This is a genomic window from Pseudomonas nunensis, from assembly GCF_024296925.1.
Taxonomy (GTDB): Bacteria; Pseudomonadota; Gammaproteobacteria; order Pseudomonadales; family Pseudomonadaceae; genus Aquipseudomonas; species Aquipseudomonas nunensis.
In genome coordinates this window covers 2960950-2986538 of sequence record NZ_CP101125.1, presented here as the reverse complement: position 1 = coordinate 2986538, position 25589 = coordinate 2960950, and the positions used below count along the sequence as shown (strand labels likewise).

Annotated in this window: 25 protein-coding genes and 1 pseudogene; 15 read left to right on the top strand and 11 right to left on the bottom strand. The window is 59.4% G+C overall.

The features are described from left to right. Positions 1–10 precede the first annotated feature (10 nt). The 4 genes from NK667_RS12775 to NK667_RS12760 all read left to right on the top strand — a co-directional run bounded on the left by NK667_RS12775 (position 11) and on the right by NK667_RS12760 (position 2102). Complete coding sequence (locus tag NK667_RS12775) at positions 11–214, top strand: hypothetical protein (RefSeq protein ID WP_236708587.1); 204 nt, start codon at positions 11–13, stop codon at positions 212–214. A gap of 121 nt (positions 215–335) precedes the next feature. Then, entirely contained in the window at positions 336–599 is a 264-nt protein-coding gene (locus tag NK667_RS12770) for a hypothetical protein (protein ID WP_054614969.1), read from the top strand. Beyond that, complete coding sequence (locus NK667_RS12765) at positions 568–1149, top strand: hypothetical protein (RefSeq protein ID WP_054614968.1); 582 nt, start codon at positions 568–570, stop codon at positions 1147–1149. The genes NK667_RS12770 and NK667_RS12765 overlap by 32 nt, the downstream gene beginning before the upstream one ends. A gap of 80 nt (positions 1150–1229) precedes the next feature. Beyond that, positions 1230–2102, top strand: a complete 873-nt coding sequence (locus NK667_RS12760; protein ID WP_054614967.1) for a DNA/RNA non-specific endonuclease — start codon at positions 1230–1232, stop codon at positions 2100–2102. A 61-nt stretch (positions 2103–2163) separates the two neighbouring features. On the opposite strand, the gene NK667_RS12755 is transcribed toward NK667_RS12760, so the two are convergent. From NK667_RS12755 to NK667_RS12735, 5 genes are all read right to left on the bottom strand, one after another. Next, positions 2164–4635 (bottom strand): hypothetical protein, encoded by a 2472-nt coding sequence (locus tag NK667_RS12755; protein WP_054614966.1) that lies wholly within the window; start codon positions 4633–4635, stop codon positions 2164–2166. A gap of 187 nt (positions 4636–4822) precedes the next feature. Then, positions 4823–6949, bottom strand: a complete 2127-nt coding sequence (locus NK667_RS12750) for a TonB-dependent receptor family protein (RefSeq protein ID WP_054614965.1) — start codon at positions 6947–6949, stop codon at positions 4823–4825. An 88-nt stretch (positions 6950–7037) separates the two neighbouring features. Beyond that, the gene (locus tag NK667_RS12745; protein ID WP_054614964.1) at positions 7038–8447 is read right to left on the bottom strand and encodes an amino acid permease; all 1410 of its coding nucleotides are present in this window, start codon (positions 8445–8447) and stop codon (positions 7038–7040) included. A 151-nt stretch (positions 8448–8598) separates the two neighbouring features. Beyond that, a complete protein-coding gene (locus tag NK667_RS12740) occupies positions 8599–9654 on the bottom strand; it encodes an ornithine cyclodeaminase (protein WP_054614963.1) in 1056 nt (351 codons plus the stop codon). A 38-nt stretch (positions 9655–9692) separates the two neighbouring features. Beyond that, complete coding sequence (locus NK667_RS12735; RefSeq protein ID WP_054614962.1) at positions 9693–10727, bottom strand: histone deacetylase family protein; 1035 nt, start codon at positions 10725–10727, stop codon at positions 9693–9695. Between the two features lie 119 nt (positions 10728–10846). Here NK667_RS12735 and NK667_RS12730 point away from each other — a divergent pair, with 119 nt between their 5' ends. Next, the gene (locus NK667_RS12730; protein ID WP_054614961.1) at positions 10847–11347 is read left to right on the top strand and encodes an Lrp/AsnC family transcriptional regulator; all 501 of its coding nucleotides are present in this window, start codon (positions 10847–10849) and stop codon (positions 11345–11347) included. Between the two features lie 74 nt (positions 11348–11421). Continuing rightward, positions 11422–11718: a hypothetical protein gene (locus NK667_RS12725; protein ID WP_054614960.1), complete on the top strand. Its 297-nt coding sequence runs from the start codon at positions 11422–11424 to the stop codon at positions 11716–11718. A gap of 226 nt (positions 11719–11944) precedes the next feature. Here NK667_RS12725 and NK667_RS12720 read toward each other — a convergent pair whose 3' ends face one another. From NK667_RS12720 to ehuB, 6 genes are read right to left on the bottom strand one after another with little or no spacing between them, the layout of a single operon-like run. After that, positions 11945–12694, bottom strand: coding sequence for an SDR family oxidoreductase (locus NK667_RS12720; protein WP_054046577.1), 750 nt, complete (start codon positions 12692–12694; stop codon positions 11945–11947). Between the two features lie 54 nt (positions 12695–12748). After that, complete coding sequence (locus tag NK667_RS12715; RefSeq protein WP_054614959.1) at positions 12749–13540, bottom strand: amino acid ABC transporter ATP-binding protein; 792 nt, start codon at positions 13538–13540, stop codon at positions 12749–12751. Beyond that, positions 13533–14183: an ectoine/hydroxyectoine ABC transporter permease subunit EhuD gene (gene ehuD, locus NK667_RS12710; protein WP_054614958.1), complete on the bottom strand. Its 651-nt coding sequence runs from the start codon at positions 14181–14183 to the stop codon at positions 13533–13535. The genes NK667_RS12715 and ehuD overlap by 8 nt, the downstream gene beginning before the upstream one ends. Beyond that, positions 14180–14860, bottom strand: coding sequence for an ectoine/hydroxyectoine ABC transporter permease subunit EhuC (ehuC, locus tag NK667_RS12705; protein ID WP_054614957.1), 681 nt, complete (start codon positions 14858–14860; stop codon positions 14180–14182). The genes ehuD and ehuC overlap by 4 nt, the downstream gene beginning before the upstream one ends. Beyond that, a complete protein-coding gene (locus tag NK667_RS12700; protein WP_177331422.1) occupies positions 14854–15012 on the bottom strand; it encodes a hypothetical protein in 159 nt (52 codons plus the stop codon). The genes ehuC and NK667_RS12700 overlap by 7 nt, the downstream gene beginning before the upstream one ends. 27 nt (positions 15013–15039) lie before the next feature. Beyond that, complete coding sequence (gene ehuB, locus NK667_RS12695) at positions 15040–15912, bottom strand: ectoine/hydroxyectoine ABC transporter substrate-binding protein EhuB (RefSeq protein ID WP_054614956.1); 873 nt, start codon at positions 15910–15912, stop codon at positions 15040–15042. A gap of 284 nt (positions 15913–16196) precedes the next feature. Here ehuB and NK667_RS12690 point away from each other — a divergent pair, with 284 nt between their 5' ends. From NK667_RS12690 to NK667_RS12650, 9 genes and pseudogenes are all read left to right on the top strand, one after another. Then, complete coding sequence (locus NK667_RS12690) at positions 16197–17147, top strand: LysR family transcriptional regulator (protein WP_054046567.1); 951 nt, start codon at positions 16197–16199, stop codon at positions 17145–17147. A gap of 228 nt (positions 17148–17375) precedes the next feature. Continuing rightward, a complete protein-coding gene (locus NK667_RS12685; protein WP_054614955.1) occupies positions 17376–18836 on the top strand; it encodes a SidA/IucD/PvdA family monooxygenase in 1461 nt (486 codons plus the stop codon). Then, positions 18833–19807: an ABC transporter permease gene (locus tag NK667_RS12680; RefSeq protein WP_054614954.1), complete on the top strand. Its 975-nt coding sequence runs from the start codon at positions 18833–18835 to the stop codon at positions 19805–19807. The genes NK667_RS12685 and NK667_RS12680 overlap by 4 nt, the downstream gene beginning before the upstream one ends. Continuing rightward, on the top strand, positions 19804–20724 hold the full coding sequence (locus NK667_RS12675; RefSeq protein WP_054614953.1) for an ABC transporter permease: 921 nt from the start codon (positions 19804–19806) through the stop codon (positions 20722–20724). The genes NK667_RS12680 and NK667_RS12675 overlap by 4 nt, the downstream gene beginning before the upstream one ends. Then, positions 20721–21716 (top strand): ABC transporter ATP-binding protein, encoded by a 996-nt coding sequence (locus NK667_RS12670; protein WP_054614952.1) that lies wholly within the window; start codon positions 20721–20723, stop codon positions 21714–21716. The genes NK667_RS12675 and NK667_RS12670 overlap by 4 nt, the downstream gene beginning before the upstream one ends. Next, on the top strand, positions 21706–22719 hold the full coding sequence (locus NK667_RS12665) for an ABC transporter ATP-binding protein (RefSeq protein WP_054614951.1): 1014 nt from the start codon (positions 21706–21708) through the stop codon (positions 22717–22719). The genes NK667_RS12670 and NK667_RS12665 overlap by 11 nt, the downstream gene beginning before the upstream one ends. A gap of 48 nt (positions 22720–22767) precedes the next feature. Continuing rightward, positions 22768–24332, top strand: a pseudogene (locus NK667_RS12660) (ABC transporter substrate-binding protein). A 67-nt stretch (positions 24333–24399) separates the two neighbouring features. Next, the gene (locus tag NK667_RS12655) at positions 24400–24921 is read left to right on the top strand and encodes a CMD domain-containing protein (RefSeq protein ID WP_054614950.1); all 522 of its coding nucleotides are present in this window, start codon (positions 24400–24402) and stop codon (positions 24919–24921) included. Further along, entirely contained in the window at positions 24921–25508 is a 588-nt protein-coding gene (locus NK667_RS12650) for a peroxidase-related enzyme (protein WP_054614949.1), read from the top strand. Before NK667_RS12655 ends, NK667_RS12650 begins: the two co-directional genes overlap by 1 nt. The last annotated feature ends 81 nt before the right edge of the window (positions 25509–25589 follow it).

The following is a 25589-nucleotide window of genomic DNA, read 5'->3' as shown; positions in this document are numbered from 1 at the left end:
AGCCTCGCCTGTGTTCATGTTCAAGAGTCTTTCCGTCTCTCGCAGGGAACTTGAGGCCATTGCGAACGGTGATATCGATTTTGAAACTGGCGCCCAAGGACTTGCTCGAAACTTCAATACCGCTCACGTCAGTGGTAGTGCCGATGGCGTGTTGTGTATGTTCGAGCTGGCGGTCGATGACCCTAGTGTCGTGATATTTAGCCTGATCAAGTAAGACTACAAATTAGTTCTAGAGCAAAGTGATGCCAATCCCCAAAAGTCTCTTAGGCGGATTTTGACTGCACTTGTCGATGACAAGAAGGCGATCCAGAAGACTGCTCTGGTGCGTGTGATCAATGGGGTGGCCAGTCACCCGTAAGCGGACGAAGTCCAGTAAGTCACAAGAGCTTACCTTCAAGCCTGATCGTAAAATCCTTCGTCAGCCTTATATGCGTAAAATCATCACTGTTGAAGGGGTGACTATTACCTTTCCGGACAAAACTGATAATCCGAACGTGCGTGTGGTGGATTTAGAAGACGGAAGGAAGCAGTTCGTTGTGGAGACCGATCGGGTCATGGAGGACAGCATTGTCGCACCTAAAGCTGGCGTTATTTCTTAACGAGCTTGCTCGGACAAATCAGGTTCTTATCAGCGAGGGCGAATCGTCTCTCTCTGCGTCGAACCTGCATGAATCGGCGACGCTCAGAGTCATCGATATTGCGTCAGAGGTGGGTTGGAATTTCAGCATCTATGACACGCACGGTAACGAGTATCAACTCGACGAAGTGTCGGACGATTTTGGCCCGTTTCGCATTGATCTCGAAAAACCTGAGCCGCAGGTTGAGGAGGACAGAGTCATCCTCTTTCTGGTCACCGAAATAGGCTTCAGAAGCTATCTAAAAAAAGGGCATTCTGCGACTCAGTGGAGAGTTCCAGGTCTCACGAAACCATTCTGTAGTTTCCCGCTCCAAATACAGAAAAAGCGCCACTCATTGAGTGGCGCTTTTTTTTGCGTGTTTTTCAGCAGCGGCATTGAACGTAAAGGCCCCGGTCCCTCAGGCACTAAGGTGATTTCCAATGGTCAATACGTCCCGCACGACCGTCACCGGTCGTGGTTTCGCATCGGTATTTTGATCAAGGACAGTGAAAGCATGCTCCCCGCAAGATAATCACAATCACCTCCGCCCGGTTCCGTAAATCGGGACTCGTCGTACGTTTACTCCTCAATCCAAATCGAAGAATTTAAAGCATGCACCTACGCAAAATTGCAGTTGGGCTGTCGGCCCTTGTTTTGCTCTCGACTGGCGCAGAAGCCCGCAGTCTGCTGGATCTCCTCAAGCCAGCCACCCAGCATCAGACCCAAACGTCCCATTCGGGCTCGATCAACCAGAACGCGGCACTGGACCTCTACTCAAGCAAACAGAAACAGCCCTCGTTCGACGGTTGCGCCGATCTGTTCCCGGCAGCCAAACCGATCAACACGGCCACTGTGCCGGCCACCATGAAACCCTTGGCGTTGTGTTCCGACAATTTCGCGGTGCTGTACTCGCAAACCAGTCGGACGCCGCTGGTGGTGGTTGAACGCCTAAATTCGGCTCAATTGAAGGATGCCAAAGGGGAGGAGCGCACCAACCAGTTCTACCCGGACCCGCGCATCCCCAAGAGCGGGCGGGCCGAGTTGAGCGACTACCGCAGCCAGCATCCGGCCGTGGACCGTGGTCATCAATCCCCGGCCGCCGATGCACCGAGCCCGAATGCCATGGCGCAATCTTTTGCGCTGTCGAACATGGTGCCCCAAGACCCCACCAACAATCGCAAGATCTGGAGCAAGGTCGAGGCTGATGTGCGCAAGTTTGCCAAGCGCGCCGATGGCAATGTCTACGTCTTCACCGGCCCGCTGTTTGACGAAGGCCACGGCACCATCGGCGGCAACAAGGTCTGGGTGCCTACCCGCCTGTTCAAACTGGTGTACGACGCATCGTCCCAGCGTGCCTGGGCCTATGTGTTGCCTAACGCGGAAACCCGTATCGAGAGACCGATGGATTACGAGACTTTCGTGAAGAGTACCGGGCTCAAGTTGCTGGGCAATCTACCGGTCACAGGTTCGGTAGGGCGCTCGTAAAACAAAAGGGGACAGATCAATATCTGTCCCCTTTTTTTCCGCCGCGAATGTACAGGCGTGATTAGCGCCAATGGCTCAACGGCGACGTGTCCAAGGCGCGCCAGGCGTCGGTATCACTCAACTGATCCTTCGTCAGCCAGAGCTCCGCACTCGGGCTCAAGGCTTCGGCAGGAAGTGCCAGCAGCTCGCTCAGCTTCAGCGCGGTGATTGAACCTCGGTCTGTCTCATCCTCGGCTTCCCAGTCGCGCAGAAACAAACGCACTTTCAAGACCTCGGCTTTAAAACTCTCAAACTGAGGTCGATTGCGCAGTTGCTGCGGTGACTGCCTCAAGGTTCGTTCCCGGACATCCAGCAGCAAGACCCGCCAGGCCAACCGGCCACCATGTTCATCCTCGACGTCGGTGTGCAGTCGGGTCAGCGCAAGATAACGGGCATCCTCGGACCAGATCATCGAGGGCGCGAGATCGCTGATGGCGCAACCGGACGCTGTCAGCAAATGTCCGCCCAAGCGTGGGCTCTGGACGCGCAGCCAACTGTCGGCGTATTCGGTTTCACAACCGAACAGCCACGCGGCATCGTTATTCGTCGGTGCTGGCTGGACAAAGTTGCCATCGGCTACTGAAGACTGTGGTTGCTTGACCAGACGCCAGTCGGGAAGGAGGCTCAGGCCTTCTGGGCTGACCTCCAGCTCACACCACTCATAGTAAAGTCGCGAGTCCGGTCGATACTGAGAAAACTCAGCGGCATCGCCTGCCTCGGGGGGCGATTGATCAAAGCGCTGCAACGGGCTGCCTGGCCGATCCTGATCCAGGCGACCGCGAATCACTGCCACGCTCAATCGCGGCCCACGGAAGTCCAGCAAGCGTGCGGCCAGCAGGGGAGGACTGTTCAGCAATTGTCGCTCCTGAGCGTCGGCTACCAATACGTAACCTGCGGAGGCGGGCGGCAGAGTGAACGGGATCAGGGCGATATAGCGTCCAGCGTCTGAAACGCGATGATCGAGCAACCAAACGCCTGGCAACGCCCAATCGCCAATCGTGCAGGTATAACCCCCGAGTCCCAGGCTGTTGTCCTGCTGCCAACGAAATTGAGCCCGCGTCTTACCCGTCACGGCTGCCGACTCGACCATCGTCGCGCCGCGCTGTCCATCACCCGCCAGCGGCACGGCCAACTGCACTTGAGTCAGCAGCCGCTCCGCGACCTGTATCCGGCCGTTCGGCGCATGACCGACCTGGGAGTCGCAGTCGCTGTGGATGCTGTGCAAGCCATAACCGTAGAGGCCGTGATCAGGCTGGGGATAGTCAAAGTAAGACGATAGCCGCAGGTAATGGTCATCCAGCGCCAGGGGTTCGCTCCATCCCATCGAAGGTTCGCTGTCAGCGGCTATCCATGGGCACGGCAGGGTTTGCCAGCCACGGTCAGCGTGCCACAGCCAATAATCGAGCGCTTGGTCTTCGCCCATCCGTGCGCGGCAACCGAAAGAGCGGCTATCGGGATTCCAGATGATTGCGGTATCGGCCCTGATCAGTAACGAAGTGGGCTCACCGTTGATGTCCACGCGGTATTCCGGGTACCTCAACGGGTCGCAAGGCTGCGGTAGTTCGCGCAAGCTCGCCGGCAGCGCAGGGTGGGCATCCAGGCGTTGCTGAGCATCGGGGGACGTATGCCGGAGCGTTTCGTGAGCGAGGTTTGTTTGCCAGTCACCCGGTTCCAGCCAAAGGTCAGCAACGGGCACCAGATCGATCCGTTCAGCCGTCGCCAGCAGCTGCTCCAGGCTGATTTGCCGTGCGCCATTGTCGACCAGCGGGCTGTAACGCCCACTCAGGGTGCCGTCGTTAAAGGCATCCAGTTCCCAGAATTCATCAAACGAACACTGGTAGAGCTGACGCAACTGGCGATCCAGAATCACCAAGCCCCAAGCCTGGCGCGAGGGCAGCGGCGCGGCGAAATAACGTCCGTCATTGGAGAAACGCGCCGACGATCCAAGGCCCTGGAGCAGCACGCCATCGGGGAACAGGTAGTCGCACAGGACCGGCCCGCCCATGGCGATTTCACTGTAATTGAACACCCTGATGGGTTCGCCCTCGGGCGTTTGTCGGGGTTCGTCGCCACCCCAGGCACTGGCGCCGCCGGAAGACTGGCCCCCTGTTAGCGGCGATGACTTGGCCGGTGTTTTATCGGCCAAACCAAAACGTTTTTCCAGATGACTGACGCATGCCAGCCCGCAGAACATTACGACCGCCGCCCCCGCAATGTCCCAGTACGCCGGCAACGCCCGACCCAGATTAAAACCCAGGCCGATGGCGGCGGAGGTCATTAACCTTGCGGCCCCTCGACCGGTGCGTTGCCAGCCAAGCCGAGCCGTCAGCCACATCAAGGCTGCACAAGCCAGCACTACACCGAGCGCCCACAGCAACGGTATGACCGTCACGAGGAAAATCGGGATCAACAGCACGGCGATTTGCCAAAGCAGATCGAGCAATAATCGCGGCAGGCTTTTTTCGTCAGCGTGTTGATCGGAAGAGTGGGGCACCGTTACCTCGATAACAGATGGGCGATTTCAGAGCAGGCGGGTCTTGCGACCCCGGAGAGTTAACAGGGGAATCGGCATTCCGGCAACTCAGTGCTCATCCTCCGAATCTAGCTCGACAGCCGGCTCTTCCTTTTCGGCAGGCGCAGGCCAGGTCGCGGGGATTAAGTGACAGCCCCGCGCGAAGGTCTCAGAGCAAGCTCCACGACATCCCGACGTAGACGCCCAAACCCTCCCCCGGCGTCGAGCGTGCGGCGTCCTGGCCTTTGTCGTCGTAGCCTGGCGTGACGGTGGCGGCGTAGTGCTTGTTGGTCAGGTTGCGCAGGTCCAGCCAGGTCTGCCAGTCGCCCTTGGGGGCGTTGTAGCCGAGGGTTGCACCGAAGGTCGCGTAAGGATCGGCGTAGTAACTGTTGGCGTAATCCACCGCGGCCTTGGACACCCACTGCGTGTTGAGTGCAGTGAAGAATCCCTGAGGCCAGTCGTAGCGCAACTCACCCTGGTAATAGTGCATCGGCAGGCCCGGCAAGCGGTTGTCGCCGAAGCGGTCATCGTCGCGATAGTGGAAGTCACTGAAGGTATAGCTCTGGCGCAGGCTCAATTGGCCGCCGTCGTCCCGCGTCCACAGGTTGCTCTGCAAGCTGGCTTCCACACCCTGGTGCACGGTGGGGCTGGCGTTGAGTTCGTAGGGCGTGGTGGCGTTGGCGTCCGGTAATACCGAGAGCAATTCGTGGTGCACTTGGGCGTAATACCAGGCCAGGCTCCATTGCCCCATCGTGCTGTCGCCACGACCGCCGAGTTCCAGAGTGGTAGCGGTCTGGTTCTGCAGCTTGATCGGGTCGCGCTGGGCGCCGGTGGCGGCACCGCTGCCGGCCGGGAATCGAATGTTGGAGCTGTAGATCAACGACCAGGGATGCGGCGCCTCGACCGAGCGACTGAGGTTGCCGAACAGTTGCAGATCAGGTGTCAGTTGGTAGCGCAGACCCAGGCGCGGCGCATAGTCCCAGTCGTTCTGGCTGGTCTTGCCTCCGTCTTGCGGGTAAGTCACGGCGCTTTCGCGACGGGTGTAAATCGCGGCGAGGCCGGTGGTCAGCCACAAGTCATCGGCGATTTCCAGGTCATTGCCCACATGCAGGACCGTGTCCGAACCTTGATAAGTGAAGTTGCGAATGTGTGTGCCCGGCGCGTAGCCGGCGGTGTTGCCGGTGGGGATGCGCACCAGTTCACTGGCGCCGTCATTCGGCAGGTGCTTGGTCACGCGCAAACCTACAGTGCTACGGCTTTCCAGGCCCCAGAGCGTGTCGCGACGTTTGTAGTCGAAGGTGCCGCTGACGTCCGAATAGGCGACCTTCAGGCGGTTCGGTCCCTCGCGCAAATCCATCGGATAGTCGTGGTAGACAAGGCCGGTCTGGATGCTCGAATCGTCATCGATGTAGTACGTGGTCTTGTTGCCGAAAAAGGTGCTGCCGGGTTGCTTGCGGCTGTCGTCTCGCGTCACGTAAGCGGGGTTGGCTGCGCGTGGATCATGCTCGATGGAGTGCTTGGTCACGCGGCCGGCGAGGTCGTTGTCGGTCTGGCGATAGCGCAGGTAGAAACGCGTTTCCAGGTTCGGATTGAAGCGATAACCGAAGTTGGCGATCACGCCCTGGCTCTCGCTGGCGGTGTGATCCTGATAGCCATCGGCGCGCGCATCGGTCATGGCGACGTAGTAGTCGAAGTTGCCCAGCACCTGCCCGGAGCTGATCTGGCGCTGCTGATAACCGTGGCTGCCCATCGCGTAACGCACCTGCAACTTCGGTGCGTTGTAGCCGGTGTGGCTGACGTAATCGATGGCCCCGCCCAAGGCCAGGGCGCCCCGGTCGAAACCGTTGGCGCCGCGCAGCACCTCAACATGGTCGAGCCACAACGGCTCCAGCAATTCATATGGCGTGCCGCCGGGGCCGGTCAGCGGCAAGCCGTCGAGCATCGCGTACAACCCCGACGCATGCGCGCCCGGCGCACGGTTGATGCCCGAACCCCGAACCGAAATCTTCACCCCTTCATTCCCCGCGGACTGGGCATACACCCCCGGTTGATAAGCCAGCACATCCTGATTGCTGGCCACGCGGCCCTGTAATGGGCGGCGCAGGTCAACCACGTTGGTGCCGCCGGGAACCTCCGCAAGCCGCGCTTTGGCGTTCTCGACGGACGCGTCTTCACCGCTCAAATCCTCCGCGCCAATCAGCACTTGCCCAAGCTCCAGGCCTTCGGCTTCGGCGAAGGCCGGACAAACAAGCGCCAGGCCCAGCAGCGCAGCGGGCAAGGATTTGGGCGAGGGCATGGGAAAACTCCAGACGTACAGGAACGGGCAGTGAGAACTGCGACGTCAGTAAGAACGAAGGAAACACATGGGGATTTTGTTTTTCGGGTTAAAGATTCGCCGAAACCACAGCGGATCTCAGCTTTCTGGAATGGGTCAGCTGATAAGCAATGGCCAGCCAGATGAACCAGCCCGGCATGACCATCAAGGCAATGCGCGTGTCAGGTCTGAGTGCCAGAAGACACAGGACAAAGCCCAGGAACGCCAGGGAGAACCAGGCCATCGGCACGCCGCCAGGCATCTTGTAGAAGGATTGCGCATGCAGGTCGGGCCGGCGTTTGCGATAGGCGATGTACGACGCAAGGATGGTCGACCAAGTGAAAATCACCAGGATTGCCGACACGGTCGAGACGATGGTAAACGCGGTCATCACCTCTGGCACGATGAACAACAGCAGCACACCAATCAGCATCAACAGCGTGGTAAATGCCAGGCTCAGCAGCGGCACGCTGTTGCCCGACAGGCGCCGGAAAATCCCGGGCGCATTGTCTTGACTGGCCAGGCCGAACAGCATGCGGCTGGATGAAAACACGCCGCTGTTGGCCGATGAAGCAGCCGACGTCAGCACCACAAAATTGACGATGCCGGCGGCGGCGGGAAACCCTGCAACCAGAAACAGTTCAACGAAAGGACTCTTGTTCGGCGACACCTGTTGCCACGAGGTCACCGCAATAATGCAAGTCAGTGCCAACACATAGAACAGGATGATTCTCAGCGGAATCGAGTTGATGGCTTTGGGCAGCGTCTTCTCGGGGGCGCGGGTTTCGGCAGCTGCCGTACCGATCAGCTCGGTGCCGGCAAAGGAGAAGATCGCCATCTGGAACCCGGCGAAGAAACCAAACAGACCGTTGGGAAAGGCTGCCTGTTTATCCAGCAGATGATTCAGCGATGCCGTCACGCCACTGGGGGACACGAATGAGCTGGCAATCATCACGATGCTGACGCCGATCAGGGTGACGACGGCAATGATTTTGATGATCGCAAACCAGAACTCCACTTCACCGAAGAGCCTGACGGTCAGCACGTTCAAGGCGAACAGCGTCATCAACATCCCGATGGCCGGGATCCACGCGGGCACATCCGGGAACCAGTACTGGAAGAATCCGCCGACCACGACGGCATCGCCCACCACCGCGACACTCCAGCTCAGCCAATACGACCAGCCGAGGAAGAACGCCGCTCGCGGGCCGAGGTAGGCGCCGGCAAAATCGGCGAAGGTTTTGAAGTTCAGGTTGGAGAGCAACAGTTCGCCCATGGCGCGCATGACGAAGTAGACGAACAACCCGATGATCATATAAATCAGGATGATCGAGGTGCCAGAGAGGGCAATGATCTTTCCGGAACCCATGAACAGGCCGGTACCGATGGCGCCTCCCATGGCCATTAATTGAATGTGGCGATTGCTGAGCGTGCGCTGCAGCGCGGGCTGTTCAACCCGTTCGGCTGGAGTCGATTTCATTACAAAACCTCTTGATTTTATGTTTTTGAGTTTTGGCAGAAAAGTGGGTGTCTGGCGTTCTTGTTAGGGGTGCAACGGTTACTCACGGTGGTGGTTTGGCGTGGCAGGGTGACCCCCTGGCGCTTTGCTCAGGGGGCATCATCGATGGCTATCAGCTGACTGTGCGCAAGCGCGAAGCGGCGGTTGCGGGCTGCGGATCCAGCAGTTGGTAGAGGTTTTTTATGTTGGCTGGCGTTGGCACCAGATGGATGCGCTCGCCGATGGAATGCTCTCGCGCCAGGTCGTGCACGTAGCGCAGAGACGAAAAGTCTTCCAGGGCAAAGCCCACCGAATCGAATACGGTGACCTGTGCGTCGCTCTCGCGGCCTGGGACTTCGCCCTGGACAATCCGAAAAAACTCGACGACGGGAAAGTCAGGCTCCAGTTGCTGGATATCGCCTTCAATCCGGGTTTGCGCTTCAAACTCAACGATCACCCGCGCACTGCGCAGAATGTCAGCATGCAGTTCGGTTTTACCCGGGCAGTCACCGCCGACCGCGTTGATGTGCATGCCGGGCTCGATCATCTCGGGGGTCAGAATCGTCGCGTAGGCTTTGTCCGCGGTGACGGTGGTGACGATGTGTGCACCCTTGACCGCGTCCTGTACCGAGCTGGCCAGAATCACCTTGATGTCCGGGAATGCGCTCAGGTTATGCTTCAACTTGAGTGACGCCTCGCGGTCGATATCGAAAATGCGCAGTTCCTTGATCGACAGCATTTCATGGAAGGCGAGGGCCTGGAATTCGCTCTGCGCGCCGTTGCCGATGATTGCCATGATGCTTGCATCGGGACGTGCCAGGGACTTCGCAACCAGGGCAGAGGTCGCGGCAGTGCGCACGGCGGTGGTCAGCGTCAGTTCACTGAGCAAGGTCGGATAGCCACTGTGAACGTCGGCCAGAACCCCGAAGGCCATGACCGTAAGCAAGTTCCTTTGCCCGTTGTCCGGGTGGCCATTCACGTATTTGAACGAGTACTGCTGGCCATCGTCGGTCGGCATCAACTCGATCACACCGTCGGCCGAATGATTGGCGGTGCGGGGCGACTTATCAAACTGTGCCCAGCGCGAATAGTCGGCTTTGATGTACGCCGCCATTTCGCGGATAGCGCGGCGGATTCCGACCTTGGCGAACAGGCGTGCGACATGATCGACGTCTACGAAAAGAGTCATGTTTTTATTCTCCGATTCAGTGGTTGAAGCGCTGCGATTCAGGCGCGTTTGCTCTCGTAGCCATGCAGCACGTTGACTGCATTGATGCCGATTTCATCGACCATGTAGCCGCCTTCCATCACAAACAGGGTGGGGCAGCCGACGCCCGCGATCAGCTCGCCGATGCCGACGAAATCTTCGCTTTCCAGCAGGAAATGGCTGATGGGGTCGTCCTTGAACGTGTCGACGCCGAGTGAAATAACCAGCACTTCCGGGGCAAATTGCTGGAGTTTCTTGCAGGCGTGGAGCAAGGCGTTGCGGTAGCTTTCCCAGGTGGTGTTTTTCGGCAATGGATAGTTGAGGTTGTACCCTTCACCTGGGCCGGCGCCGACTTCATGGCTGAAGCCTGAGTAGTACGGATAAGAGACACTGGGTTCGCCGTGCAGCGAGACAAACATGACGTCGCTGCGCCCGTAGAAAATGTTCTGCGTGCCGTTGCCATGATGAAAGTCGACGTCCAGCACGGCGACACGTTTGGCGCCTTGAGTAATCGCCCGCTGTGCGGCAATCGCGGCGTTGTTGAGATAGCAATAACCGCCCATGTATTCGCGTGCCGCGTGATGGCCGGGTGGTCGGCACAGGGCAAAGGCACTGTCGTGGCCTTCATCGATCAGCGCCAGCCCGGTCAGCGCGATATCGGCGCTGGTTTTCACCGCTTGCCAGGTGGTGGCGGTAATCGGCGAGCCGGCGTCCATGGCGTAGAAACCCAGCTTGCCGTCGATGAACGTCGGCACTTGCTCGTTGGCCAGATCGCGCACTGGCCATACCAGCGGCAAGGCATCGTGGGTGCGCCCGGTGGCACACCATTCAGACCAGGCGGATTCCAGAAAGGCAACGTAGCGCTCGCTGTGCGCGTTGACATAACAGGAGCGGTCAAACGCTCGCGGTTCGATGATCTGACCAAGCCCTACCTGCTTGACCCGATGATGCACGGTATCGGCGCGACTCGGCTGTTCGAAAGATGGCTTGAGCACGCCATCTTTTAATTCGGTACCGTGGTGCAAACGGTGGGAATCACTGAAAACTGTAAACATTGTGCGCATCCGTTGATGTGAACCAGTGCAAATATTTTGTTCTGGTACGGAGGCGAAATCTTTGCTTTATATTCAGGCTTTGGTGGATATTGCGGGAGGATTTACTCAGGAATGGCGAAATGAAGAAAAAAACATCCAAACGCATCAGTCTCGACGACACCGACCTGGCGATACTTGCGCTGCTGCAGGAGGATGCGAGTATCTCCAACGCCGATCTCAGTGAACGTCTGTCATTAAGCCTGACGCCGTGCTGGCGGCGGCGTAAGAGAATGGAAGAGGCGGGCGTGATCAAGGGTTATCAGGCCAACCTTGATCGACGCATGCTGGGGCTCGATATCCTGGCGTTCGTGCACATCCGTTTCTCCACCCATGCCGACCACGCGCCGGACGCTTTCGAGGCGGTGATTGCGCAACTGCCCGAAGTGTTGTCCTGTCACAAGATCACCGGGGATGCCGATTACGTGCTGCAAGTGCTGGCAGAGGACCTTGATAGCTACAGTGACTTTATCGAGCAGGTACTACGGCGTCAGGTGGGTATTGCCTCGATCCAGTCCAGCCTGGCCTTGCGCGAGGTCAAGACCAGCAACCGGATAGCGATACCCAAAGCCAGCAGGGAGTGAAACCACGAAAGCTGGGTGGTTTTGGGTTTTCCCATCGGGCGCTTGTCGCGCGCATCGGCAGAAAGGGGAATTAGATGAGGCCGTTCATCGGAACTCTCGCACGATCAGGCAGTTGGCAAGTCGATGTAGTAGCCCTAAAAAAACAGGTTCCTATGCGATCACTAATTCTCGAAGTACCCAATGGGCGCGAGCTCATTGATGAGCTTGACGATGCGACCGCCCTGATGATGTCCATCCCGGTCAATTTTATCGGCGGCACTCAGTGGCAGGAAGCCTCCAGCAGACAGCAGCAAGCCTTCATAAAATGGCGCGACTATCTTCATCACATGGCTGATGGGCGGGTGCGTGTCGAGATATTGAAGGTCGCCTGATTATCTAGCCCTGTGTAGATGAACCAGGCCGGGTAGGCGAGGGCGGAGAGCCAGGCCGAAGCGATCCTGCGTTCAGCCATGGCGGCAAAGTTTGGGGTCAGTGAGCAGAGTTTCGATTGCGACCCTTCGGCAAAGCACCTTCCATACCTGCGTTACTTGCCTTTGGCAGGCGCATTACCGCGTCCTCCTCCTGAAGGTTATACCGGCGCGGGCAGGTGTTTGATTTTCACAAATTGCCGACGCCGCCATCCACGAGCAATTCGGTCCCCACGACGAACGTCGATTCGTCAGAAGCCAGGTAGACCGCCGCCTTGGCCAATTCCCACGGGGTTCCCAGGCGCCCGATGGGGACCAGTTGACGGATTCTCTCGCGCAACGCTTCCTGCTCTGCGGCGGGCAGGCCCAGTTTGCTCAGGGCCGCTGTTTCAGTCGGCCCCGGGCTTAGCCCATTGACGCGGATGCCGCGCTCAATCAACTCGCCCGACAGTGTCCGCGCCAATGAAAGCAGTCCGGCCTTGCTCGCGGCATACGCACTGCTCTGCGCAAGACCGATCCTGGCGCTGACAGAGCCGCAAAGAATCACTGACGAGGGGTTTGCCAGTAAAGGCAAGAGCGCCTGGATCAGGAAGAACGGTCCTTTGAGATTGGTTTGCATGAGCTGATCCCATGCCGACTCATCCCAATCCTCGATCGACCGGTGAGTAACGTCACCGGCGTTGACGAACAGCACATCCAGCCGAGGCCACAGCCCGGCGAGTTTGCGTGCCAGCGTCCGTTGGCCGGCTGTATCGCCGGCATCACTTTGAATCGCCAGGACGGCGTCGCCCAGTTCTTGCCGGGCCGCCGCCAGTGCGCTTTCGCTGCGCCCGGTGATCGCGACCGTTGCACCTTGCGCCAAAAACTGGCGAGCGGTTTCCAGGCCGATGCCGGAGGTGCCGCCCGTGATCAACGCGTATTTGTTTTTCAGTCTCGACATGTCATTCGTCCTTGTCATGAGTTAGAGAAGAGATTCAGCAACCGTGATCAAGCATTAACGCTGTTCGACCAGGTTCAGAAAGCGTCGGGTCCGTTCGTTGTCAGGATTGACCAATATTTGCCTTGGCGAGCCATCGGCGACAATTTTCCCGGCTTCCATAAACAACACCCGATCAGCGATGTCCTGAGCGAACTTCATTTCATGGGTCACCAACAGCATGGTCATCTGCTGCTCATGAGCGATGGCGCGGATGACCGCCAACACTTCGCCGACCAGTTCCGGGTCCAACGCAGAGGTGACTTCGTCGAACAGCATGACTTGCGGGCGCATCGCCAGGGCTCGGGCGATCGCCACGCGTTGCTGTTGGCCGCCTGACAGTTGGCTCGGGAACGCGTCGGCCTTGTGGCTTAAACCAACCAGACCCAAGTATTGCTCTGCGCGGGCGTTGGCTTCTTCGCGGCTGAGTTTCAACACCCGGAAGGGCGCCTCGGTGATGTTTTCCTGAACCGTCAGATGCGGGAACAGGTTGAACTGCTGGAAAACCATGCCCACGCGATGCACCACGGGCGTCTTTCCGGCGCCTGGCCAGCGCCAGCCCGAGCGTTTGACTGGCACCGCCGCGCCAGCGACTTCAATGCTGCCATGCTGATACGTTTCGAGCCCTTTGATCAAACGCAAAACCGTGGATTTCCCTGAACCGCTGGGGCCGATCAAGGCGACTTTCTGGCCTTGCGGGATGCTCAGGTCGAGGTGGTCGATGACCCGTGTGCTGCCAAAATTCTTTACCACCTGCTTGAGCGAAATCTGCGCCGGCGCGAGGCTTTGGGCGTGTGCGAGATCAGTCATGGCTGCGCCTTTCGAGGTATCTGAAAAATAGGGAAGTCGGCACGCTGATCGCGAGAAACATCAGGGCCATGACGGTATAGGGTTCGTTGTAGCGATAGGTCATGCCAGCGATTTGCTTGGCCGCCTGAAACAGTTCCGGAATGGTGATGACGGCGAGCAGCGGGGTTTCCTTGAACATGCCGATCAGGTAGTTGCCGAGGACCGGCAGCATGGGCTTCAGCGCTTGGGGCAGGACGATCCTTTGCCACGTCGTCGCGGTATCGAAATCCAGTGCCTTGGCGGCTTCCCATTGTCCGGCCGGCACACCGTCGATGGCTCCGCGATAGGCCTCGGCGATGTAGGCACCGTAATACAGGCCCAGTCCGATGACCCCGGTAGAGATCGCCGGCAGGGTGATCCCCACCAGCGGAAAGGCAAAGAACAGCACATACAACTGGACCATCAACGGCGTGTTGCGGAAAAAACTCAGGTAGCCCGTGCTCACGGCATGGACGATGGCGACCCGCGATCGCTGGGCCATGGCCAACACCAGACCGAGCAACACCGCGAGCAGGAAGCCGAGCACCACTACTTGGAGGGTGACCAGCAGGCCTCGCAACAGATCCGGCAGAATTGACCAGGCAAAGTCGTAGTCGAAATTCATGATGTGCGGTCCTGTCGCCACGCAGTGACATGTTGCTCATAACGCCGAACCAGCCAACTCATTGGCCAGGCCATGACGAAATAGCACACCAGCACGATGCTCCAGATCAGCGTCTGTTGGCCCAGGGTGGTTACCAGTTGCCCGCCGGAAAATGTCAGGTCGCTCAGGGTAATCAATGACACCAGCGAGGTGGTTTTCATCAGTTCCACCAATTGATTGCCCAACGGCGGCAACATGAAGGGCAGGGCCTGGGGCAACAGGATGCGACGAAATGCCGTCACAGGGCCAAAGTCCAGCGCCCGAAGCGCATCGCGTTGTCCGTGGCTGACGTTGATCAGCGCCGAGCGGACGATTTCCGATCCATAGGCCGAGAATGTCAGGCCCAGGCCGATGACCCCCGTGGTCATGGGCGACAGGCTGATGCCGAACAACGGCAAAATGAAAAACAGGTAGAACAACAGCACCAGTGCGGAGATGCCGCGCAGCACTTCGACATAGATCGTGGCGATCCAGCGCAGGGCTCGCGACGATGAAAGACGCATCAGCGCGATGACGAAGGACATCAGCAACACCACCAGCTCCGCAAGGACGGTGATTTCCAGTGTCGTCAACGCACCTTTGGCCAACTGCCGGGCAATGAACGTGGCGGTATCCAGCGTTGCGGGTTCGATCAACATGGCCTCATACCGGCGATGATCGCCAGTTTGGGCCCGGGCAACGGCGCCTGGATGTCGAAATACGGCAGTTGCAGATCCGCCAGCAAGGGCGGGTCAAAGGTCAGCGTTCCCCAGCTCAACGTGCTGATTTCGCCGATGATGTGCTTGTGCAAAGCGAAGTTCTCTCAGTGCGGTGAGTGTCAGAGTGCGCAGCGTTGTGCCGCAGTCACATCGGCTTCCGGCAGTTCATTTTCGGTGTAGCCGTACTTCTGCAGAATCGTCAACAGTTCGCCGGACGCACGCAGCTTCGCCAGTTGATCGTTGAACGCCTGGGTGAACTCAGGATCGTTTTTCGGCAGGCCATAGGCGTGGTAATTCCAGGTCGGCTTGCCTTGGGCATCGGGAATCTGATTGAAGGGCAGGGCGCGTTCGATCGCCGGGCTGTTGGCTTTTTTCACCAGGCTGATGATCTCGGCATCGGGGAAGTACACCACATCGACGCGATCGGCCTGGAGCGCGGCCAGTGCCTCGGTGTCTTTGTCGAACAGGATGACGTTGCTGGCGGCAATGCCAGTGTCCTTGGCTTCCTGAACCTGATTGGTGCCGGTTTGAGTGGCCAGGCGTACTTTTGCGTTTACGGCGACATCCTTGAGGCTGTGCAGCTTCAACGGGTTGCCCGCTTTGACAATAAACGCGCCGCCGGAATGGGTGACGGGATTGGAGTAGCCAATGACTTTGCAGCGAGCGGGATTGATGAACAGGCCCGCGCCGATCAGATCGAAACGCCCGGCGGCGAGGCCTGGAACCAGCGAGCCAAAATCGGTGATCGGCGTGTCGATTTTGGTGATGCCCAGTGGTTTCAAAATGGCCTGCAATACCTCGACGTTGGCACCGGTGACGTTTCCATCCGTGCCGATATAAGCATAGGGCTGCTCGTTGGCGATGCCTGCGGTGAGCCCGCTGCTGCGACCTTTTTCCAACAGGCCGGCCATGGCAGATGAGGCAAACACTGCGCTCAGCAAAGCGGCCGAACCGAGGGTGGCTGACAACGAACGAAGTTTGATGCCTTTCATTGATGTACTCGTCAGGGTGGTGATAAAGGGGCTGGGCTAACCGATTCAGCAGATGGCACTTTCGTCGACTCTATAGCTATAAAAATCATTTTTTAAATATCGTTGGGGAATATCTATAGATCGAGGTAAATGGCGCAGGGGGCAGGGCGTTGCCGTCGTGAGGCCGGACACGGGGGGCGGCTGACGCGATATATGCGTGAACTGTGTGTAGACTTTCGCGCTTCGAACTTGGGAGCCTGATGTGCTGTGCTCCTGTCAGTCTCTGTATTGATCAAGGCGTGCTTATGGATCTGCGTCAGCTTGAAGCCTTCGCTGCTGTGATGTCGGCGGGCAGTGTCACCGCAGCGGGAAAGATGCTCGGCCGTTCCCAACCTTCGGTTACCCGGGTCATTCAGGAGCTGGAGCAAGAGCTCGGCTTTGCCTTGTTCGAACGCAGCGGGCCGAAGGTCACGCCTACCCACAAGGCGTTCATGATGTACGCCGAAGTCGAAAGCGCACTGCTGGGCATTCGCAACATTCGCCAGCGCGCGCAGCACATTGCGCTGGAAGAAAATCATCAGATCAAATTGGTCGCGATCTCGGCATTGGCGCTTGGGCTGCTGCCTGCGGCGCTGGCACGCTTGCCGGATAGCCTGCGTCCGCAGCAGATCCAGTTGCAGAGCATGTCACCGGAAAATGTGGTGCAAGCGGTGCTGTCGAAGACCATGGACCTGGGCGCCGTGAGCCTGCCGCTGGAACATCGCGGGTTGGAGATTCACTGGATCGGCGAGGCGCCCTGCGTCGCGGTGTTGTCGGCCAGTTCCGAATTGGCGTCGCACGACGTGCTGTCCATGGAACTGCTGGCGCAACAGACCTTGATCACCATGGCCAATCCGTACCGGTTTCGTCGACGTGTCGACAAAGCCTTCCACGATGCCGGCGGGCCACCGGCACGCATGCTTGATACCAACACCTCGCTGGTCGCGATGCAGATGGCCAGAGTCGGATTGGGTGTTGCGCTGGTCGATCCCTTTACCGCGATGGGCGTGCCGTTGGAAGGCGTGGTGGTCAGGCCGATTGCCTGCAACATCCCGTTTTTCTTTGGCTTGATTTCGGCGTTCGCCAGCCCGTTGTCCGACGTGACTCGTGCGCTGATCGGCGAGATCGCCACTTCGGCAAAATTGCTGCTGCCGGAGATGGTCATGCATGAAGCCAGTGCCCATGACGCGCTTTTGCAGAGCATCTACGCGGAGTAAGGCAGGTTAGCCGCAGGTCTTGGTCTAGCGTTTCGTCGCTCATTAATTCCATTTATGAATATCAATATGTTCTTTTGAGCGTTGTTAGAATAAAAAACCCCTTCTAGTATTCACTTTAAGCATTCAATAGCCTTTAGAATTCATTTCTTGTCGGCCTTGAATGCTTTTTAAAGTGATTTCAACAAAGGGTCGAGTGAAATGCTCTCGATCGTCATCGAGTAGCAATCAATGTCCGATCCCACCCCGCTAGCCGGCCTTGCGGCCCTCGAAGCACGCTTGCGCCAGGATCTCGCCTGGCTCGACCTTCCGGCCAATCCGTGGGTCAAGCCGCGCGTCAGCGCAGGCGCAGCGGTACTCGATGTGGCAATCATCGGCGGCGGCATGGCCGGGCTGGCACTGGCTGCCGAGTTGCGCCACCTCGGTGTCGTGGCGGTGATTTTCGATCAGTCGCCGGCAGGCTTCGAAGGGCCTTGGGCGACCACCGCCCGCATGGAAACCTTGCGCTCACCCAAACACCTGACCGGGCCGGCACTCGGGTTGCCGGCGTTGACGTTTCGCGCCTGGTACGAAGCGCAATTTGGCGCCGAGGGCTGGGCCGCGCTGGATAAAATCCCGCGTCTGCAATGGGCTGATTACCTGCGTTGGTATCGCAAGGTTTTGGCGCTGGACGTGCGCAATGAGCACCGCGTCAACCGGGTCGCGCCAAGAGCCGACGGCCTGGTTGAGCTGGAGATCGTGACCCCCACGCAGACGCACAATCTATTGGCGCGTCATGTCGTACTCGCCACCGGGCGCGACGGTCTGGGCGGCCCTTGGGTGCCTGAATTCGCTCGGCAGCTACCGAGTCATTTGTGGGCGCATTCGGCGGACGGTTTGCAGAACGAATGGTTCGAAGGCAAGCGCGTTGCGGTCATCGGTGGCGGGGCGTCTGCCATGGACAGTGCCGCCACTACGCTGGAAGCAGGCGCGAAGGGCGTCGATCTGCTGATCCGCCGTGCAGAGTTGCCGCGCATCAACAAAGGCAAGGGCGCCGGCAATCCGGGGATGATCCACGGCTATTGGCGTCTGCCGGACGCCTGGAAATGGCGGATTCGCAACTACCTCAACACCCAGCAAGTGCCTCCGCCACGCGGCAGTACGCTTAGGGTTTCCAATTCCGGCAAAGCGCGGTTCCTGCTGAGCAGTCCGGTAATCTCGGTGGAACAAAACCCGGCTGGCGGCCTCTGGCTGCACACGCCCACTGCGCGTATCGAAGCGGATTTCCTGGTGTTCGCCACCGGTTTTCGCACGGACTTTCAGCAGCGCCCGGAATTCGCGCCGTTCGCCTCGCAGGTCCGTATCTGGCGGGATCGCTTCGAGGCGCCTTCCACGGAGCTCGATGCCGAATTGTCCGAACTACCGGACCTGGGCGACTGTTTCGAATTCAAGGAAAAGACACCCGGCAGTTGCCCGGGGTTGAACCATATCCATTGCTTCAGTTATCCCGCGGCATTGACCTATGGCGCGGTATCCGGCGACATCCCGGCCATCAGCGAAGGCTCGAAACGCCTGGCGCACGCGTTGGTCGGCCAGTTGTTCAACGACGACATTGCGCTGCATTTCGAAGCCATGCGCAGCTATGCAGACCCCGAATTGCTGGGCGATGAATGGGTGCCTGCCCAGCCTACCGCTGAAGAGCTGCGGCAATGATCGGCTGGGCGTTGCGACGATTGACTCAGTCGTTGCTGGTGATTGTGCTGATGACCCTCGTGGTGTTCATCGGTTTGAACGCCATTGGCAATCCCATGGACATTCTGGTGGGTGAAGACCTCAATCAGGCCGAACGCTTGCAGGCCATCGCACACCTGGGGCTGGATAAGCCGTTGTGGGAGCAATACCTGATTTTTCTCAAGGGCGCCGTCCACGGCAACCTGGGGCAGAGTTTTGTCTATCACGAAGACGCCATGCGCCTGATTCTGCAACGACTGCCAGCCACCTTCGAACTGGCCTTCAGCGCGCTGTTCCTGGCCGTGGTGATTGGCGTTCCCTTGGGCATATTTGCCGGCGCCTATCCCGATCACCCGTTCTCGCGCCTGATGATGGCCTGCAGCATTGTGGGCTTTTCACTGCCCGCGTTCTGGGTAGCGTTGATGATGATCATGTTGTTCTCGATCAAATTGGGCTGGCTGCCCGCCAGCGGGCGCGGCGAGACCCGCGAGTGGCTGGGAGTGCAGTGGTCGTGGCTGACCCTTGATGGCCTGCAACATCTGTTGTTGCCCGCGCTGAACCTGGCGCTGTTCAAAATCTCGCTGGTATTGCGCCTGACCCGCGCAGGCGTCCGGGAGGTGCTGCCACAAGAGTTCGTCAAATTTGCCCGCGCGAAGGGCCTCTCTCCGATGCGGGTGATGTGCATGCACGTCATGCGCAACACCATGATTCCACTGGTCACGGTGCTGGCGATGGAACTGGGATCGACCATCGCCTACGCCGTGGTCACCGAAAGCATCTTTTCCTGGCCCGGTGCCGGGAAGCTGATTCTGGACAGCATCAACACGCTGGATCGGCCAGTGGTAGTGGCTTATCTGATGGTGGTCGTGGTGATCTTCGTGGTGCTCAATTTGATTGTCGACTGCCTGTATTACTGGCTCGACCCCCGTGTGCGCGTCGAGGCCTCCCGATGAATGCCGTCCAAAAAACCCCAACCGCCCGCGTGGGTTTGCAGGCCCAGTCGCCCTGGCGTCGGGTGTCCGTCGAGTTCATGAGCTCGACGACGGCAGTCATCGCGCTGCTGCTGTTATTGGCCATTGTGCTGGTCGCGGTTTTTGCGCCATGGATCGTGGTGCAGAACCCCTATGACCTGATGCAACTCAACGTAATGGATGCACGCTTGGCACCGGGCAGCGTCAATATGGACAGCGGCTACACCTATTGGCTCGGCACCGATGGCCAGGGCCGCGACTTGGTCTCGGCGATCCTGTATGGCCTGCGCATCAGCTTGTGGGTCGGGATCGGTTCGGCGTTGATCGCGGCATTGATCGGCACTTTGCTGGGCCTGGTGTCGGCGTATGTCGGTGGCTGGGTCGATGCATTGTTGATGCGCCTGGTGGACCTGCTGCTGTCGTTCCCGGTGATTCTCATGGCACTGATGATCCTCGCCTGGCTGGGCAAGGGTGTCGGCAACGTGATGCTCACGTTAGTCCTGCTGGAATGGGCCTACTACGCCCGAACCGCCCGCGGCCAGGCATTGACCGAAAGCCGTCGGGAATACGTCGACGCCGCGCGGGGGCAGGGCATTGGTCCGTGGCGCATCGTCATCGGACACATCCTGCCCAACTGCCTGCCACCGTTGATTGTCATCGGCGCCTTGCAGATCGCCCGCGCGATCACACTGGAAGCGACCTTGTCGTTTCTCGGTCTCGGTGTGCCGGTCACGGAGCCGTCCCTGGGACTGCTGATCGCCAACGGCTTCCAGTACATGCTCAGCAACGAATACTGGATCAGTCTGTTTCCGGGGCTTGCGCTGTTGATCACCATCGTCGCGATCAATCTGGTCGGCGACCGATTGCGCGATGTCCTGAACCCGAGGTTGCAACGATGAGCCTGCCTGAAATGCCGTTGCTGCCGACCTTGGAGGTGCGCGGCCTGTGCACCTCGTTCTACACCCGGGCCGGCGTGCTGCCGGCGGTGCGTGATCTGTCGCTGCACGTTCAGCCGGGTCGAATACTCGGCCTGGTGGGTGAGTCGGGCTCGGGTAAATCAGTGACCGGGTTTTCCATTCTGGGGCTGGTGGATGAACCCGGCCGTATCAGTGGCGGCGAGGTGTTGTTCAAGGGACGTGATCTCACAAAACTCTCGGCTTCCCAACTGCGAGCATTACAAGGCAATCGGATCGCGATGATTTTCCAGGACCCGATGATGACCCTCAATCCGGTGTTGCGAGTCGACTCGCAAATGATCGAAGCGGTGCGGGCCCATCGTTCACTGAGCAAACGCGACGCCCGTGAACACGCCAGTCGCACCTTGGCGCTGATGGGCATCGCCAGCCCTGAAGAACGCCTGCGCGCCTATCCCCATCAGTTGTCCGGTGGCATGCGTCAGCGGGTGGCGATTGCGATTGCACTGCTGCATTCGCCTGACCTGATCATTGCGGATGAGCCGACGACGGCGCTGGACGTGACGATCCAGGCGCAGATCCTCAGCGAAGTGCAGAAACTGGTGCGCGAACAGGGCACCTCGCTGATCTGGATTACCCATGACCTGTCGGTGGTGGCCGGGTTGGCCGACGACGTGGCCGTGATGTACGCCGGGCGCATCGTCGAACAGGGTTCGGTTGCCGATGTGCTCGATCGTCCGCAACACCCCTACACCCAAGGCCTGATCAACAGCCTGCCGAGCCGTAATAAACGCGGTGAGCGTCTGCGGCAGATTCCCGGGATGGCGCCAGACCTGTCCTCAATGCCGAGCGGCTGTGCATTCGCCGAGCGCTGCAGCCGAGCGTCGGCGCTCTGTGTCCAGGAGCCTGAACCTCGCGAGATCTTGCCCGGCCAGACGGTTCGTTGTTTTCACCCGGGAGCCGCTGATGCGTACTGATCAAATCCCACTGATTGAACTGCGCCAAGTCAGCAAGACGTTCGGCAAACCGGTGCAAGAACATTCAATTCAGCACCTGTTGCAACGCTTGCACCTGACGCGGCCCAAGCCTGTGACCCATGCCGTCGATGCCGTGGACCTGCGCATCGCCCGTGGCGAAGTGGTCGGGCTGGTCGGTGAATCCGGCTGTGGCAAATCAACCCTCGGGCGCATGGTGGCGGGGCTGCTGCCGGTGTCATCGGGCACGGCGTGGGTAGACGGCAAATGCCTCGACAACCTGACGGCAGATGAGCGTCAGGCTGTCCGTCTGAAGGTACAGATGATCTTTCAGGACCCGTCGTCGAGCCTCAATCCGCGTCTGCGAGTCGACCGTATCGTCGGCGAGGGCGCGTTGCTGCATGGCTTGACCGACAAGCAGGGTTTCGACGATTACGTCAGTGCGCAGCTGCAACGCGCCGGGCTCAGCCCTCAATTGCGTCACCGTTACCCGCATCAGTTCAGTGGCGGTCAACGTCAACGCATCGGCATTGCCCGGGCGCTGGCGGTGCAGCCGCAATTGTTGGTCTGCGATGAGTCAGTGGCGGCGCTGGACGTGTCGATCCAGGCGCAGATTCTCAATCTGTTCATGGACCTGCGCGATGAGCTGGGCCTGACCTATCTGTTCATCAGCCATGACCTGGGCGTCGTCGAGCACCTGTGCGACCGCGTCGTGGTGATGTACCTGGGACGGGTGGTCGAGAGCGCGTCGGTCGATGACCTGTTTGCCCGAGCCAACCATCCCTACACCCAGGCATTGCTGGCGCAGATCCCGCGTTTCGATGTCCGCAGTACCCGTTATGACGCGATCAAAGGGGAAATCCCCAGCCCGCTGAACCCGCCCGCCGGGTGTCATTTCCATCCTCGTTGCCCACACGCCACCGCGCGCTGCCGCAGCGAAGTTCCAGCACTCAGGGAGGTTTCGCCGAACCACCTGAGCGCGTGTCACCTCAACGACCACTTTTGAACGAGCGCTATGACGCTCGTCATGCCCATTGCGTGCAAGGAATTACCCATGAAGCCACTTGTTCGTTCACTGTTAGCCTCGGCGCTTATCCTGGCGGCTGGCAGTGCTGCCGCGCAGACCCTGCGCATCGGTTACGCCGACCCTGTGTCGTCCCTCGATCCGCAACTCAACAACTACGCCGGTGATCGCTCGGTGGCGCTGCATGCCTTCGAATCGCTGGTCAATCGGCGCGACGACAAAACCCTGCCGGGCCTGGCCAAGAGCTGGAAAGTCATCAATGACACGACCTGGGAATTCGCCCTGCGCGACGACGTGAAATGGCAGGACGGCACGCCGCTGACTGCCGATGACTTCGTGTTCTCGTTCGAGCGCGCCCGCAATGTGCCGGGCAGCGTGGCGTCGTATGCCGGGGCCACTCGCACGGTGGAATCGGTCACGGCCAAGGACGATCACACATTGATCATCAAGACCCGCACGCCGAACGCGAACCTGCTGCCGGACGTGGACTCGATCTACATCGTCAGCCGGCATGCCGGCGCGAATGCCAGCAGCGCCGACTACAACTCGGGCAAGGCCATGGTGGGCGTGGGGCCGTACCGTTTCGTTTCTTATGTGCCGGGTGACCGGACGATCTTCGAGCGAAACGATACCTATTGGGGCGCCAAGCCGACTTGGGACAAGGTCGACTACCGCTTTATCGCCAACGCTGCCAACCGCACAGCCGCGTTGCTCGCTGGCGATGTTGATGTGATCGACAAGGTATCGCCCACGGATGTCGAGCGTCTGCGCAAGACCCCGAACGTCAATGTCTTCGCCTATCAGGGCTTGCGGGCGCTGATTATCCAGCCGAGTTTCCGCGAAGGCCCCAACGAGTTCATTCGCGATAACGCCGGCAAGCCGCTGCCAGAGAACCCGCTGCGTGATGTACGCGTTCGCAAGGCGCTGTCGCTGGCGATCAACCGCCAGGCGATTGATGAACGGATCATGCAGGGTACCGTCACCGAGGCCAATCAATGGATGCCGGCCAACACCTTCGGCTACAACCCGGACGTGAAGAACATTCCTTTCGACCCGAAACAGGCCAAGGAACTGCTGGCGCAGGCCGGTTTTCCGGACGGCTTCCAATTGACCGTGCACGTCCCGGGTGATCGCTATCCGCAGGCGCCGGAAGCGTTGCAGGCGGTGGCGCAGTTCTGGTCGCGGATCGGCGTCAAGGTCCAGCTCGAGGTGTTGCCGTGGGCGGTGTATGCCGGCAAGGCCAACAAAAATGAGCTGGCGATCAGTGTGATCGCCTGGGGCAACGGCACCGGCGAAGCGGCGTATGCGCTGACCAACATCCTGACTACGGTGGAGAGCACCAAAGGGCAGGGCGCTTCCAACTGGGTCACTACAGCAACCCGCTGGTGGACAAGGCGCTGGTGGATTCGACCGCAGAGTTTGATGAAGCCAAGCGCCGCAAGATCCTCCAGGACTCGGTCAAGGTGGTCAGTGACGACGTAGGCATCATTCCGCTGTTCCACTACCAGAACATTTGGGCCGCCCGCAAAGGCCTGAAAGTCGAGCCGCTGGTCAGCGACCGCACGGCCGCGACGATGGTCACCGAACAACGTTGAATCGGTGTGCGCCAGGGCCTGACGGGCTCTGCGCGCAACGCTCGCCCACAGCCTTACAGGATTTGTCATGACCTCGACCGTTGAACCCAATGCCGATTTGCTCAACAGCGTGCTGGGCATCCAGCCGGGAACGCATCTGCACGCCGTGCGCGATGCCAGGGATAAGGTCGCCTCGGCGACGCAGGGTAGCCACGATCTGTTTTTTGATCAGGCACTGGAAAACAACCTGTCATTGAGTGAGCGTCTATGGGTGGCTTACTACGCCGCGCGACTGACACCGCACGCGACGTTGACTGCGCACTACCTCGAGCAGTTGCAGGCGTTGGGCGCGGATAAAACCGTACGGGCGGCCATCGATTTCGCTGACATTGAAACGCTGGACGACGCCCGCCTGCGGGGGATTTTGAGCTTCACCCGTACCTTGATCGAATCGCCGGTCCACGGTGATCAGGCGGCTTTGCAAGCGCTACAACAGCAAGGCTTGAGCACCGCCGAAATCGTCGTCTTGGCGCAACTGATTGCGTTCCTGTCCTACCAAATGCGTCTGGCCGCTGGGCTCGGCGCGTTACTGTCCGCCGGAGCAGCCTGATGAGCGAGCTTATTCGCAGCAACGGATTCACCAACGAAGTGCTGGGCTGGAAAGCCTGGCTGCCCACCGTCGACTTGACCCGCGCCACACAGGAACAAATCGACGTACTGCAAGAGAGCCATCCGCAGGCCAAGACGTCTGACTACTACCTGACACTGGCCCACCACCCGGACATCCTTCGCCAGCGTTCCCAGGCATTCAACGCCATCATGTATGCCCCAGGCGGTTTATCCCGCGCTGAGCGCGAACTGGCGAGTACGGTCGTGTCGCGGATCAATCAGTGCGTGTACTGCGCCTCGGTGCATGCGCAACGATTCGAACAACTGGCCAAGCGCAACGATGTGATCGCCGAAGTGTTTGCCGACCCTGCCACCGCCGGCACGACCGATCGCGAGAAAGCCATTGTGCAATTCGCCATTGACCTGACACTGGCGCCGGCGTCGCTGAATGCCAGTCATATTCATGCGCTGCGTGATCAGGGGTTGGATGATTCACAGTTGCTGGATTTGATCCACGCGATCTCGATTTTCGCCTGGGCCAATCGATTGATGTTGAATTTGGGGGAGCCGGTGTTTGGCGCGTCGTAATTCGCAGGCATAAAAAAGCCCGCGCTTGGCGGGCTTTGCAAACGCAAAGCGCGGCAGGCCACCCACCACCTGACCCGGCCA

What these genes read in the sequence shown, in the direction of transcription:
- NK667_RS12770 (WP_054614969.1), top strand. Translation starts at nt 336, where the DNA reads ATGGGGTGGCCAGTCACCCGTAAGCGGACGAAGTCCAGTAAGTCACAA.
- NK667_RS12760 (WP_054614967.1), top strand. Translation starts at nt 1,230, where the DNA reads ATGCACCTACGCAAAATTGCAGTTGGGCTGTCGGCCCTTGTTTTGCTC.
- NK667_RS12750 (WP_054614965.1), bottom strand. Translation starts at nt 6,949, where the DNA reads ATGCCCTCGCCCAAATCCTTGCCCGCTGCGCTGCTGGGCCTGGCGCTT.
- NK667_RS12745 (WP_054614964.1), bottom strand. Translation starts at nt 8,447, where the DNA reads ATGAAATCGACTCCAGCCGAACGGGTTGAACAGCCCGCGCTGCAGCGC.
- NK667_RS12740 (WP_054614963.1), bottom strand. Translation starts at nt 9,654, where the DNA reads ATGACTCTTTTCGTAGACGTCGATCATGTCGCACGCCTGTTCGCCAAG.
- NK667_RS12735 (WP_054614962.1), bottom strand. Translation starts at nt 10,727, where the DNA reads ATGTTTACAGTTTTCAGTGATTCCCACCGTTTGCACCACGGTACCGAA.
- NK667_RS12730 (WP_054614961.1), top strand. Translation starts at nt 10,847, where the DNA reads ATGAAGAAAAAAACATCCAAACGCATCAGTCTCGACGACACCGACCTG.
- NK667_RS12725 (WP_054614960.1), top strand. Translation starts at nt 11,422, where the DNA reads ATGAGGCCGTTCATCGGAACTCTCGCACGATCAGGCAGTTGGCAAGTC.
- NK667_RS12720 (WP_054046577.1), bottom strand. Translation starts at nt 12,694, where the DNA reads ATGTCGAGACTGAAAAACAAATACGCGTTGATCACGGGCGGCACCTCC.
- NK667_RS12715 (WP_054614959.1), bottom strand. Translation starts at nt 13,540, where the DNA reads ATGACTGATCTCGCACACGCCCAAAGCCTCGCGCCGGCGCAGATTTCG.
- ehuD (WP_054614958.1), bottom strand. Translation starts at nt 14,183, where the DNA reads ATGAATTTCGACTACGACTTTGCCTGGTCAATTCTGCCGGATCTGTTG.
- ehuC (WP_054614957.1), bottom strand. Translation starts at nt 14,860, where the DNA reads ATGTTGATCGAACCCGCAACGCTGGATACCGCCACGTTCATTGCCCGG.
- ehuB (WP_054614956.1), bottom strand. Translation starts at nt 15,912, where the DNA reads ATGAAAGGCATCAAACTTCGTTCGTTGTCAGCCACCCTCGGTTCGGCC.
- NK667_RS12690 (WP_054046567.1), top strand. Translation starts at nt 16,197, where the DNA reads ATGGATCTGCGTCAGCTTGAAGCCTTCGCTGCTGTGATGTCGGCGGGC.
- NK667_RS12685 (WP_054614955.1), top strand. Translation starts at nt 17,376, where the DNA reads ATGTCCGATCCCACCCCGCTAGCCGGCCTTGCGGCCCTCGAAGCACGC.
- NK667_RS12680 (WP_054614954.1), top strand. Translation starts at nt 18,833, where the DNA reads ATGATCGGCTGGGCGTTGCGACGATTGACTCAGTCGTTGCTGGTGATT.
- NK667_RS12675 (WP_054614953.1), top strand. Translation starts at nt 19,804, where the DNA reads ATGAATGCCGTCCAAAAAACCCCAACCGCCCGCGTGGGTTTGCAGGCC.
- NK667_RS12670 (WP_054614952.1), top strand. Translation starts at nt 20,721, where the DNA reads ATGAGCCTGCCTGAAATGCCGTTGCTGCCGACCTTGGAGGTGCGCGGC.
- NK667_RS12665 (WP_054614951.1), top strand. Translation starts at nt 21,706, where the DNA reads ATGCGTACTGATCAAATCCCACTGATTGAACTGCGCCAAGTCAGCAAG.
- NK667_RS12655 (WP_054614950.1), top strand. Translation starts at nt 24,400, where the DNA reads ATGACCTCGACCGTTGAACCCAATGCCGATTTGCTCAACAGCGTGCTG.
- NK667_RS12650 (WP_054614949.1), top strand. Translation starts at nt 24,921, where the DNA reads ATGAGCGAGCTTATTCGCAGCAACGGATTCACCAACGAAGTGCTGGGC.